At 33.6% G+C, this 13,000-nt stretch carries 12 protein-coding genes and 2 pseudogenes; 12 read left to right on the top strand and 2 right to left on the bottom strand.

Features of this window, described 5'->3' with window-relative positions; translation table 11 throughout:
• The first annotated feature begins 38 nt into the window (after window positions 1-38).
• From AC3WTB_RS09945 to AC3WTB_RS09900, 10 genes are all read left to right on the top strand, one after another.
• Complete coding sequence (locus AC3WTB_RS09945) at window positions 39-164, top strand: hypothetical protein (RefSeq protein WP_260775064.1); 126 nt, start codon at window positions 39-41, stop codon at window positions 162-164.
• Window positions 161-1,849: a recombinase family protein gene (locus AC3WTB_RS09940; RefSeq protein WP_492333670.1), complete on the top strand. Its 1,689-nt coding sequence runs from the start codon at window positions 161-163 to the stop codon at window positions 1,847-1,849. The genes AC3WTB_RS09945 and AC3WTB_RS09940 overlap by 4 nt, the downstream gene beginning before the upstream one ends.
• Before the next feature lie 151 nt (window positions 1,850-2,000).
• Window positions 2,001-2,699, top strand: a complete 699-nt coding sequence (locus AC3WTB_RS09935; protein WP_144457309.1) for a helix-turn-helix transcriptional regulator — start codon at window positions 2,001-2,003, stop codon at window positions 2,697-2,699.
• 21 nt (window positions 2,700-2,720) lie between these two features.
• Complete coding sequence (locus AC3WTB_RS09930; protein WP_144626521.1) at window positions 2,721-3,386, top strand: EcsC family protein; 666 nt, start codon at window positions 2,721-2,723, stop codon at window positions 3,384-3,386.
• Window positions 3,380-4,246 (top strand): flagellar hook-basal body complex protein, encoded by an 867-nt coding sequence (locus AC3WTB_RS09925; protein WP_144457305.1) that lies wholly within the window; start codon window positions 3,380-3,382, stop codon window positions 4,244-4,246. Before AC3WTB_RS09930 ends, AC3WTB_RS09925 begins: the two co-directional genes overlap by 7 nt.
• Window positions 4,247-4,456: 210 nt before the next feature.
• Window positions 4,457-6,061, top strand: a complete 1,605-nt coding sequence (locus AC3WTB_RS09920; RefSeq protein WP_492333669.1) for a ribonuclease YeeF family protein — start codon at window positions 4,457-4,459, stop codon at window positions 6,059-6,061.
• A gap of 2 nt (window positions 6,062-6,063) precedes the next feature.
• Window positions 6,064-6,315 (top strand): hypothetical protein, encoded by a 252-nt coding sequence (locus tag AC3WTB_RS09915; protein WP_058336409.1) that lies wholly within the window; start codon window positions 6,064-6,066, stop codon window positions 6,313-6,315.
• Window positions 6,316-6,364: 49 nt separating this feature from the next.
• Entirely contained in the window at window positions 6,365-6,871 is a 507-nt protein-coding gene (locus AC3WTB_RS09910; RefSeq protein WP_087978686.1) for a DNA polymerase III, read from the top strand.
• A gap of 235 nt (window positions 6,872-7,106) precedes the next feature.
• A complete protein-coding gene (locus tag AC3WTB_RS09905) occupies window positions 7,107-8,651 on the top strand; it encodes a hypothetical protein (protein ID WP_492333668.1) in 1,545 nt (514 codons plus the stop codon).
• A gap of 6 nt (window positions 8,652-8,657) precedes the next feature.
• Window positions 8,658-9,563: a DNA adenine methylase gene (locus AC3WTB_RS09900; RefSeq protein ID WP_492333667.1), complete on the top strand. Its 906-nt coding sequence runs from the start codon at window positions 8,658-8,660 to the stop codon at window positions 9,561-9,563.
• 116 nt (window positions 9,564-9,679) lie between these two features.
• Here AC3WTB_RS09900 and AC3WTB_RS09895 read toward each other — a convergent pair whose 3' ends face one another.
• The gene (locus AC3WTB_RS09895) at window positions 9,680-11,089 is read right to left on the bottom strand and encodes an ion channel (protein WP_492333666.1); all 1,410 of its coding nucleotides are present in this window, start codon (window positions 11,087-11,089) and stop codon (window positions 9,680-9,682) included.
• Between the two features lie 231 nt (window positions 11,090-11,320).
• Here AC3WTB_RS09895 and AC3WTB_RS09890 point away from each other — a divergent pair.
• Window positions 11,321-12,167: pseudogene (locus tag AC3WTB_RS09890) on the top strand (MBL fold metallo-hydrolase).
• Window positions 12,168-12,423: 256 nt separating this feature from the next.
• On the opposite strand, the pseudogene AC3WTB_RS09885 reads toward AC3WTB_RS09890, so the two are convergent.
• Window positions 12,424-12,528, bottom strand: a pseudogene (locus tag AC3WTB_RS09885) (family 1 glycosylhydrolase); the annotation flags it as partial.
• A 112-nt stretch (window positions 12,529-12,640) separates the two neighbouring features.
• Here AC3WTB_RS09885 and AC3WTB_RS09880 point away from each other — a divergent pair.
• Complete coding sequence (locus AC3WTB_RS09880) at window positions 12,641-12,943, top strand: ArsR/SmtB family transcription factor (protein WP_039182804.1); 303 nt, start codon at window positions 12,641-12,643, stop codon at window positions 12,941-12,943.
• The last annotated feature ends 57 nt before the right edge of the window (window positions 12,944-13,000 follow it).

Below are 13,000 nucleotides of genomic sequence, written 5' to 3'. Positions count from 1 at the left end.
TATTGTTCAAATATATATCATAAAAAAGGATGAGGATAATGGATTTATTTTACGAAGATAAGAATAAAGATTTTGATATTGTTATAGAAATGATGACTCATGTTGTAAGAGAAGCAATTAGTGATATTGACAAAGAATCAAAGAAAAGTGAGGAAGGAAGATGAATAATTCGACAAAAGCAATAATGGATCTAAATACGACATTAGAACGGAAAAAGGCTGCGTTATATGTGAGAGTATCAACAACAGAGCAAGCGGAGGAAGGGTATAGCATTGAAGAACAGATTAGAGTATTGAAAGAAATGTGTGATCGTGAAGGATATGAAGTATTCAAAATTTATGATGATAGAGGTATAAGCGGCAAATCAATAAAAGGCAGACCTGCATTACAGCAATTACTTAGAGATGCAAATGAACATGCCTTTGATATGGTTCTTGTTTGGAAAATGAATCGATTTTCAAGGAAAACGTTAGATTTGTTAACTATCGTTGATTTGTTAAAGAAGAAGCATATTTCATTTCGTTCTTTAACAGAGCGTCATGAAACCGAAACGCCATCTGGTGTTATGCAATTCCAAATGATGGCGATTATAGCCGAGTTTGAAAGAGCAAACATAGCAGAGAACGTAAAGATGGGAATGATTGCAAGAGCAAGAGAAGGATCATGGAACGGTGGACAGGTTCTTGGCTACGATGTGGTTGGTCATTTTGATGATAACCGTAAAAGAAAACAATCTAAATTGGTCATCAATGAGGAAGAAGCGTCAATAGTAAGAGAAATATTTCACATGTATAACACAGGTCATGGCTATAAATCTATTGCTAATCATTTGAATAAAAAAGGTTTCACAACTAAAAAGAATAAATCATTTTCAATATCAGCGATAAAAACAATTTTAACAAATCCATTATATGTAGGCATGATTCGTTTTAATGTAAGAAGAGATTGGGAAGAAAAGAGACGCAATAATATTAATCCTCATCCAGTCATAGAGAAAGGCAAACATCAGCCAATCATTACCGAAGAAACATGGGAAAAGACAAAATCTATTATGAAAAGCAAATCGGGAAAACCAAATCGAATCCATAATGGCAAATTCCCTTTAACGGGCATTATGAAATGTCCTGTTTGCGGGTCAGGAATGGTTATAGGAAGAACAACCAATAAGAGAAAAGATGGAACAAAAAGAATATTAGAATATTATGTTTGTGGTGCGTGGAAGAATAAAGGGTCTACTGTATGTCAATCAAATGGAGTGCGTGCTGATTATGCAGACAAATATGTTTTGAATCAGATTTCTAAAGTGGCGAATAATGAGAAGGTTATTAATGCTATTCTTTCTAAACTCAATAATAGTGAAAATAATGAAATGCCTGAATTAGAGAAACAATATAGACAGTTGAAAATTGATCTATCAAACCTGCAATCAAAGAAACAAAAAGTAATTGAGATTTACGAGGACGGGACAATTACTAAATTAGATTTGCAAAATCGATTGAAAAACATCAATTCTGATCAAGAAAAGCTAGAGGAGAGAATGCGCCTCATTACAGAGAAGTTAGGTGAAAGTCACACGAAACCAATAGATTATAATATTGTATCAGCCATAATGAAAGAGTTTCATACGAGATTAAAAAAACAATTGACCAACGAACAAATGAAACAGTTAATGAGGTTGATGATTGATCAAATCACAATATCTGATAAAAGGGAAATTGAAAGTATTCAAATAACGTTGAATCATCGAGTCTTAAAATATTTTCATAACGAAAAAGGAGTAGCGGAGTCATCCAATGAGGATGATTTTGCTACTCCTTTTTCTATTTGTTTTGATATCTGTCATTTGTGAGAGGAAGTGATGTTTGAAGGTATGTTTCAGAATCATAGGGGGAATGGGGGAATTTTAAACAGTCTAATGATTTTTTGGAATGGACATGTTGTGTCCATGTATTTGGTTATAGTAAAAAACAACCAACATAATTGCAGAAAAGGTGTATGTGTTGAAATTTGAAAGAAACAAAACTAATCGGATGCTGTTCTTGTATGAAAAACTTTTAAACAAAGAAGTGATTAAAAAGCAAGTTGAATCAGATCGTTTTCAAGTGACGCTCAAGACGATACAAAGAGACGTTGCTGATCTGAAATATTATATTGAAAGGTTTCATTATCAATTAGAACTCATCTATGATCGGCGTTTAGGAGGCTATACTCTATCAATAAACGAGAGTATGCAATTACATAAAGGTGAAATGATGGCTCTCTTTAAAATTGTGTTAGACAGTAGCAGCTTAACATCAAATGAATCAAGAAAATTATTAGAAAAGATTCTCTTCTCAATCCCTATCCAAGATCAACAAACAACTCAATTTTTTTCAAGGTACTTGCATGAATGTGATACTGAAAAAGATGCAACGTCAGTATTGAACACTTTAAAATTGTTGACTGAGGCAATTGAAAAGAAAAAATGGATACAATTATTAAGCTCAGAAAAGGGAAAGATAGTCTTTGCACCAGTAGATATTCTATTACACCAAAACTCTTTCTATCTTACAGGATTTTTGAAAGAAAAAATAACAAAAGAGCGTTTACCAAATGTTTTTCTCATACAGAAGGAGATGAAGATTGATGTATTATCGGAAAAATTTCAGGTCCCTTCTCATTTTAGAGTTGATGGAGAAATGCTAAAGAAAATGATTTAGATATAGAAAGGTGTAAATTCTATGGGGAAAGAATTAACTCAACACAAAATGGTGCAGCTACTTGACTGGTGTTTTGAGAAATCATTGAATGGTTTTTCAACCTCACTTTCTGCAAAGCAGTTAGCGGAGGATTATTTGAAAAAGCATCGATCTAGAGAAGATGCAGTAAACGCTTTAATACGTTGGCAGACCGCAAAAGTCGGTGCAACTGGGTTTTTAACTGGTGTGGGTGGTGTAATGACTCTGCCTGTTGCTGTCCCAACAGATATGGTAACTAATTTATATAATCAAATTCGTATGATTGCGTGTATTGCTTATTTAAGAGGATACGACTTGCAAGACGATAAAGTGAAAACATTTGTATACATTTGTTTAATTGGAAAGAGTGGAATAGAACTAATCGAAAAATTGAGTTTAACTATAGGAGGAAAATTGGTTGTAACTACAATACACAAAGTCCCTAGACAACTACTAGTGAAGATTAATCAAAAAGTTGGTTTTAGACTTGTAACAAAGTTCGGATCAAAAGGTGCTGTTAACTTAATTAAACTTGTCCCAATTGCTGGTGGTGTGATTAATGGTTCGTTTAATGCTAGTGGAAATATGATCATTGCAAAGGTAGCAAAAGAAGTATTTGTTCCTTTTGACACATTACGAGAAAAAGCAGAGGGGGAAGAGACGTGTTAAGGTCAATGTATTCTGGTGTTTCTGGTTTAAAAGCCTTTCAAACAAAACTTGATGTTATAAGTAATAATGTTGCCAATGTAAACACTGTATCTTATAAGAAAGATCAGGTTACTTTTAAAGATATGATGAGCCAAACACTGGAAACTGCTTCATTAAACAAGAATTCTAAACAAGTTGGATTAGGTGTATCTGTAGGTGCAATTCATACTAAACATGCTCCAAACAGTCTTGAAACCACGGGAAGAACACTAGATGTATCTATCCAAGGAGAAGGGTATTTTATAGTTCAAAAAGGAGCGGATGATACAAGAACATTTACAAGAGCAGGTAACTTCTATATTGGAGCTGATGGTGTACTCGTGAATCAAGATGGTGTTCCGATTAAAGGATTAGCTAGAAATAATCAAACAGGTGAAATATTGCCACCATTTAATAACACGATTCTTCTAGAATCTATTATAATTCCAAAGCCATCTGATTGGGATGCTACTTCTGGAGAGGAACGCCCAAATGTTAATATTCAATCAATTGGGAAAGATGGAACGGTTTATTATACGATTGTAGGTGATGAAGGTACATTAAGAGAAGCAGGACCTATTGTTCTAGCAACCTTCAATAATCCAGCAGGACTGGACAAGATCGGTGGAAACCTATATCGTAAAACTGCAAGTTCTGGTGATGAGCAATATGATCCAAATGATGATAGCAAATTGAGATCAGGTACATTAGAAATGTCTAATGTAGATTTATCGGATGAGATGACCGAGATGATTATCTCTCAACGGGGGTTTCAATCAAACGCAAGAACACTGACAACCTCTGATGATGTATTGGCTGAACTTATGCAGCTTAAGAGATGATGTGAAGTAGGACAAAGTCGAATCCAGTGAAAACCTAAAAGTCACAAAAGGCTGCACAGCTTTAGCGTGTGGCTTTTTGCTATTTTTGTTAATGAACTCGAAATATTTCCAATTAATAGATAGAGATAGTAAAATAATACATGTGAATTAAATAAAGGGTGGTGACTTTCCCTGAATAAAATACTTGATGCAAAAGCACTTATAAAAGCCATGGATACAAGGGCAAAACACTATCAGGCACTCCGCGAACAAATGGTAGATTTAAAAAAGGCGCTCCAGGGCGTGGCAAACCTTGGTGACGATTTCACTGGAAAAGGCGCCGATAATATTAAAAGCTTCTACAAAGAGCTGGCTGGCAATGTGGACATGTTTATTAGCTTCATTGATAAGCAAAAAGCCTTTCATGAAGGTGTTTCTGGTACACTTGATGATACAAACTTTGGCGGCGATACCTTTGTAGAAGAACACTTTTTAGACAACGCAGTACATATGGGCATCAAGAATGCCAAAAGCATTGTAAAGGATCAGAAAAAGGCACTTAAAACGATTTTCGAAGATATTGATGACCTCATATCTCTAGAGGTATTTGATAGTAAAACCGTTGATGAAAAGATTGCAGATGCGGAAGATGAACGGAAAAACACTGTTAAGGATTTGATTGAACTTGATCAAAATTTAAAAGATGAATATGCTTTGTCAGAGACAGAGCAACAGGCTACAATGGCATTGTACGCTGAAATGATCAATGCGACAAATGACGGAAAAGCGATTTCGCCGATGAATTTTGACAAGAAAGCGTATCAAAATAGCGAAATCTACAAGGCAAAAAGCGATATTGAGAAGCAAACTTCTGAATATCTGAACATCAAAAAAGAACAAGAAGAGGCCCGAGAGATCGCAAAGGAACAAGAAGCACTCGCCAACCGTCCTTGGTATGAAAAAGCCCTTGATTATGGCGGGAATATTGTCAATGAATTGACAGGTGTGAACGATGCAAAACGTGCCGCTACAGGCGTCGATCCAATCACAGGTGAAGAGCTCACCGCAGGCCAGCGAGTCGCGGCAGGCGGCATGGCAGCAGCAGGTTACATCCCAATCTTTGGCTGGGCAGGTCGCATTTTTAAAGGCGGCAAAGCGGTCTATAAAACCACCCAAGCCACATCAGCCGCAGTTAGGGCAGTCGACATCTACAAGACGTCCCAAAAGTCCTTTGATACCTTAAAAACATCTCAAAAAGGTTTATATGGCCTTACCGCCACGAACGGCTTCAGCGAAGCGATTACAGGGAGAGACATGTTTGGAAATAAGATCTCGAAAGAACAGCAGGAAGCGAGTATGAATGCGGCACTTGGAATGCTTTTGCCGTTTGGGGCGAAAGGGTTTCAGGGGAAGATGGGGACTAAGGGTACAAGTGGGATTCAAACTGGTGGTAGGGAAATTTCAATCGATGATTATCTAAAACAACTTGATAGAGCAGAAGAAATGTATGCTAATTTTAGAAAATCTAAAATTGATGTTCAGTTAATTTCTAAAAATACAGGAATGACTAAAGAAAGAGTTCAAAGAATTAAAGAGCATTTATTTATTAAGGAACACATAAAGGAGCATGGTGTCGGACGCTTTGATCCTGATTATGAAATTGCACAGGCATGGGACAGGCTACAAAAAGGAAGTTATAATAAGAATGATATTGCACTATTAAATCATGAAATATTTGAATCAAAGTTCGAGGGGATTTTTAAAACTAATTATAGGACAGCACATGATAAAACAGTAGAGTCTGGTCGTCCTTGGTATCCATTAAAGGAGGAATGAAGATGGCTTCATACGTCTTGTTACTAAAAGAATTTGAAAGTAAAGATGCAGTCATATATAGATTTGGTCCAAATGAAAATAGTATGGGGAAAATTGAATTGAATAAATTGACGAGAAAAGTTTCAGAAATAGAAGCTATACCAGATGAGAATATTCCCTCAAAATTTTATTTTGATAGAGCTGCTCAAAGGTTAGCAGTTTGCCTAATCAGAGAGGGAGGAGTATTCCCAGAAAGAACTGCTTTTGAGTCATAAAAAAGGTTCAATCAAAACTCATAAATCAAGAAATAAGAAGATGAGATACATGAGTGATTTACTATACCATGCATATTTTCCCGAGAGTCATGAGTTTCATGTTTCACAGCAGGAAGTCATGAACAGTGGCATTAAATATTCTACGAAGTCAAATCATAGATATAGTAATGGTGGGAGAGTGAAATTAGAGATAACAGAAAACTTAAGACCTTCTGATATTCCTAAATGGATTAATTTCAAAGAAGCAATAGGCGCTGATATAATCAATCGTTTTTCCGAGTCTTTTTGTTTTCCTATATTTACGGACAAGATATTTGTATTTGATAGTGAAATTTCACTTTCTATTTATGATCAAGCATTCTATGAAGATATGAAAGAGTTTGATGAGGAAGCTTTAAATTTTGACACTGGAGAAACGATTGATTATTGGATTGAGCAGTACTGGAAAAGTATGATCCCACTCAAAGATTATTTGAGGAAAAGGCCTTATCCAAAGCCAGAGGTATTAATATTTGAACCTGTACCTAAGGAAATCATTAGTTTTTGTGAAGAATGATAGGCACTTTCTAATTTAAATGTAGTTCTAGAGATCTTCTAACATAAAATGATATTTTAAGAACCTTGGTAGAGGTTGGTCTCCACCAAGGTTTTTTTAATAACCTCATTTAAAGGCATCACGGTGAGCCTTATCATAAGTGAGTAGGAATTTAGGAAAACTTATATTTCAGCCAAAAATTAAAGTCAGGTAATTAAAAATATAAGTTTAAAGAATTAGAAGGGGGAAAAGTAGGTTGAAGCCTAAATCAGTAAAAATTGATGATCTCTATATTAATGAAGAAAATCCGAGAGATGAGCCACAAGAGAATGAAGAGGGTGCAATAAAAATATTATTAAATGAAGAGAGGAAATTCTTTAATTTAATGAAATCAATTGCAAAGTATGGCTTTGAAATATCAGAAAGAATAATTATAATAGAAGCAGACATCCCTCAAAAATATAAAATCATGGATGGAAACAGACGTATATCGTGCATTAAACTGCTAAATAATCCAGATTTTTTACCTCGCGATATAGGTGAAAGGGATCGTTTGTTAAAACGGATAAAAAAAATCGCAAATGATAATAATTACAATCCTATTTATGAAGTTGAGTCTGTTTTATATGATATTCCTGCTGAGGAAGAATCGATGAAAAGGACTATTCAAAATAAGCACACTGGTGAGAATGATGGTACAGGACGTCTGCAATGGAATTATAAAGCACAATCTAGATTTAAAAATGATGATTATAAAATATATCTTGTTGATTTTCTAGATAATATATTAAAAGTAGAACGCTCATTTTCAACAATGGAAAGAATTTTTGGTGATCCCGATATGAGGATTTTATTGGGAATAATTATTAATAAAAACAAACCAGAAATCCAATTGGTGAATAATGATAGTCTTAAAAAAATCTATTTTATTTTATATTTAATCAAATCAAAGCAAATAAATGTAAGTGACGTTTATTATAAAGGTGATCGTCAGGAGTTTTACAATAAATACTTCAAAGATGATGAAAGTTGGAAAAGTGTAAAACTGCCTATTAGCCCAATTTTGAAATCTAATGAGGCATCAGGAGAAGGACAAGACAAAGATTCTTCTAGTGTATCAGGAGAAGGACAAGACAAAGATTCTTCTAGTGTATCAGGAGAAGGACAAGACAAAGATTCTTCTAGTGCATCAGGAGAAGGACAAGACAAAGATTCTCAGCAAGAACCAGCGGACGAACAGTACCATAATAATCGTGGGCCAAGATTGGAATACAGAGAGGATAACAATATTCAAAACGATAATGAGACTAAGCTGTTACAACCTGAACCAACTGATAAAAAGAAGCAGTCCAAACCAGAAAGTAGTTCGTTTTTATTTCAAGGTATTATTTACACTGGGCGACACCCAGGAATTAGCAGAGCACTTTATGAATTGCACAGATTGCGAATCTCGACTCATAGTCTAAGTGCTACCTATTTAACTAGGACTCTATTGGAGTGCACCTTACAAGAGTATTTAGTGGAAAATCAGCTTTTTGGAAAATGGAAAAAAACCGAGATAGACCCATCAATTACAGATTTGTTAAAGTACTGTGTGAATAATAAAACGTTTCTAAGTATTAATAGAAATTACCAAAGAACTATAACCACAGCTTTTTCGAAAAAGGATCATGATGAACTGAATTCAATATCGCATGGGAAGTATAATCTGCCATCTGTCGATATTCTGTGGGATATTGAACGTAGATGGAAATTGTTTTTACAACATATGATAGAAGACTTAAATAATAAAATACAATAAATAAAGATGAAAGAAATGTATGAGGTGTCTTTTATGCCAAATATTCTTTCCCCTCTTCGATACCCAGGTGGGAAGTCTCAAATGTCAAAATTCGTTAATAACTTGCTTGATATTAATAGTATTGATAATACTATATATGTAGAGCCATTTGCAGGTGGGGCTGGGATTGCAATAGATTTACTATTAAAAAATAAGGTCGCACATATAGTTATAAACGATTATGATCGCGCGATATACGCCATATGGTATTCTATTTTATTCCATACAAGTGAGTTTATTGAAAGAATATTAGAGACTCCTATTAATATGGTGGAATGGGAAAGGCAAAAATTAATATATCAAAATAAAGAAGCATATGATTTATTAGATTTAGGGTTTGCGACATTCTTTTTAAATCGTACGAACACTTCTGGAATTATAACAGGCGGTCCTATAGGGGGGAAACAACAATTAAGTCAATATAAATTGGATTGTAGGTTTAACAAGGTTGCATTAATAAAGAAAATCTCTAATATATCTAAAAGAAGAAATGATATCTCATTGTATAACTTTGATGCTAAATTGTTTATTAAATATGTAATAAAGGAATTAAATAGAAGAAATACTTTTATTTTCTTCGATCCGCCCTATTATAAGCAAGGAAAGAACCTTTATACAAATTTTTTTAAACATGAAGATCATAAGGAGCTAGCCCAAGAAATTATGATGCTACATGATTTTCATTGGATTACAACATATGATCTCGAAGAAAATATTTTAGATATATATAAATCATTTCCAAAAAAAATCTACACTCTTCAATACTCTGCAAGAAACTCCCGTAAAGAGAGTGAATATTTATTTCACAATAATAAAACAGTTGTTACAAATTTTGATAAAGTTGTTTTCGAAAAAATCCCTATCAATTGTTGATGGGATTTTTTCTAATTTGTATATTATTTGAATAAATTTATAAAATTATTCAATTTATTTTGTTTGCTTGAGTATTCATAAAGACTTTTTTAATTAAGTACAGGCACTATATTAAACTATTTTTTTTTCTTAATAAGAGAAATTAAAATTAATATGATTGTTATAATAGATAAAAAAAACGAGTTGTTTGTTTTTTTCTTAGTTTCTTTTAGAAGGTTTTTTTTCTGGAGAATTTCAGTTAACTCAAGATTACTATGCTTACGTACATTATTTGGAAAAGAAACTTTCTGAATATAAAATTCTTTTTCAGACGAGTATTTAAATTTATTTCTACTAAATTTTTCATAGATAATGTTTATTATTAAACCGAAAAAAACCATTTGTAGTATAAAACTAGTGAAAATTTCAATAATTACAATATACCGGATGTTTCCATGGGGAACTATATCACCGTAGGACCCACCAAAAAATGTTGTTATACTAAAATATAAATAGTCATAAAGATTATTTAAAAAGTATGTTTGGTCATTTACTAATAAATAATTATCTTCAGGAACAGTGGTATGTGAAATAATATTCTCTTGAGAAAAACCTTGTTCTAGAACTGTTATTGAACGAGGATTGTCGAATGCATCATAAACAAAGGTAAAATAAGAAATTACTATAAATACAGAACCTATCATTAGTGCTATGAGCTTCTTAATGGTTAAAACCTCTTTATGCTTTATTATAAATTTTGTCAAGTGATGAAAAATATTTCCTATCAACAACAAAATGAATAATAAGTATACTTTAGCACCTAGATATGAATGGATTGTAATAACTGTTGATGGAAAGGGTATTAATAATAAAGAAAAAAAACCATAGAAAAGTCCTTTCCAACTGGGTATAGAAGATAACTTCTTCAGTGAGAACATCAACACCCATATATTGGAGAAAAGAAATGCAGACAACAGAATATATATTATCTCAGAATATGTAGAATCAGCACTTCTAGAGTATGCTGCTTTGAAGCTAATGTTCCAAATTCCTAAGTTATTGGTTTTAGCATTTAACTCCTCTTTTAAAAAATCCATCTTATAATTAGAAATAATATTTTTATCAACCGATGCAAAACCCTTAGCAATTAATAATTGATTAATACTATAATGATCTTTTTTTGAAAAATATAATAAATAACTATCGTTTCTAACTTTTTTAATATGTACACTTCTATTGATAAGTAGTTCTTTCAAATCTTTAAGGGCGTCTTCTTCAACAAATGTATTACCTTCTATTGTATATAATTCCGATTCTCCCATCATATGATAATCAGTATCTGACTGCATATTATGTTTTTCTGCAAACTCTTTGTATTCTTCATAGATTTCTTTTGATATTCCGTGCAATTTGATTGTAGATGTTTTGTTAATCTCTAATGTATCTACAGAAATTACATTTGTAATAATATCTTCTTTTGCTGAAGCAGAATTCGATAAAAAGAACGAAATAAATAATGCAAATAATATCTTTTTTAGATTATTCAAATCTATCCCCCTTTAAATATGAATAAAAGATTGTAAGGTAGAGATCTTAAAAAAAATTAACTTTTATCTTTATTGTCCTTTCTTTGTATATATCGGTGATTTTATTTATAATTTAGAGGGATTTTATAAATTCATTTGTTAATGAACTAATAATAAAAAATCGAGATTTTTGATAAAGTTAGGTGAACAGTCATCATATATAGAAGACTTTCTTAGAAAGGAGGTATACTCATGCACACAATCAAAAAAATAGGCCAAACCTTCTCCTACATCACTAGTATCACTCACCGACCGCCCCATCCTAGGCATGGTCGTAGGCAATAACAAAACATTAATGATCGATGCAGGCAACTCGGAAGATCATGCAAGATATTTCATCCAAAAAACCTCAAAACAAGAGAACGCTTCGCCCGATATGGTTGTGCTCACGCATTGGCATTGGGATCATATTTTTGGCTTGCCAGCGCTGCCTGATACGGTTTCGATTGCTTCTGCAAAGACCAGAAAGGAAATGGAGAAGCTTGTTCCGTTTTCGTGGTCAGATGAGGCGATTGATGAGCGGGTGAGGGAAGGAACGGAGATTGAGTTTTGCGCGAAGGCCATTAAAGAAGAATATAAGAATCATCGAGAAATTCAGGTGGTTTTACCGGATGTGACGTTTGACCGTCGGATAGAGATTGATCTTGGCGGGGTCACTTGCATCGTGCAGCATGTTGGAGGCGACCATGCGGCAGATTCCGTGATCGTGTATGTGAAAGAAGAGAAAATCCTTTTTCTTGGTGATTGCATTTATCCGAAAATGTATGCCGAAAAAGTTCATTATACGGTGAAAGAAATATTGCGTCTTTTAGATGAGTTAGATGCTTTTGATGCCGATACGTATATTCCTTCACACCAAAGACCGTGGACAAAAGAGGAGTTTCGTCAGGAAACAGACAAACTTCGGATGATAGCGAAATTCACTGATCAATGTGGTGGAGATAAGCAGAAAATCACGAAAGAATATCAACATTACGTGAACAGAGAACTGAAAGAAGATGAATTAGAAACTATTGCTTACTTTGTAAATGGGTATTAAATAATTATGGTAAGGTTACTAAACTAAATAAGTCTCATTTGAGCTATTTTCCTCAAATGAGACTTATTAATTTCTACGGCAAACCTACAACATCTCTGCATCACGAACTGTGACAGACATGTTTTTGGCATTAATAATAATGACACAATCCCAAGTCGGCTCAATTTGCAGTTCATCATTCTCATCAATACGGATAATTCCTTTAAATTCAACGGAATGAGGTAAACACCTACAGCAGTTGCATTTGCTGAAGTATGAATTTCACGAAATACTCAGCAACTTTTAGGCTGCCGAACCTGCCATACTCTCTTACCAAATGAAGTGGCATCTCAAAGTGAGACAGCGTAATCACAGGCTCAATGAATGTAAAGGCACCACGGTGAACTGTACCAGAGGAAGAAGGAAAATAGAAATTTTAAGGATCTCAAACAACACATGTTGACATATCGTTATTTATCGATATAATGATTTGTATGGAGCCAATAGAAGTTTTCAAAGCCTTATCCAATGAATCAAGACTGCAAATTTTACAATGGTTAAAGGAACCTGATCGTCATTTTACACCCCATGAAGGGATTGATATGAATACTACAGGGGTATGTGTTAGTCAAATAACAGATAAATTGAAAATGACGCAATCAACAGCATCTCAATACCTTTCAATTTTACTTCGAGCTGGATTAATCACGACAGAGCGTATAGGTAAATACACGTATTATAAAAGAGATGAAAATGCCATAAAACAAATTGCTGAGATTCTAGAAAAAAATATTTAATAAATGAACTGAATTCATACATCAGAATTCAGTTTCATTTATTAAATACAAATCGAC

It is taken from the genome of Bacillus sp. EB106-04-04-XG123, from assembly GCF_058791855.1.
Note: the sequence above shows the minus strand (reverse complement) of the source record. Positions and strands in the feature narration are given on the sequence as shown.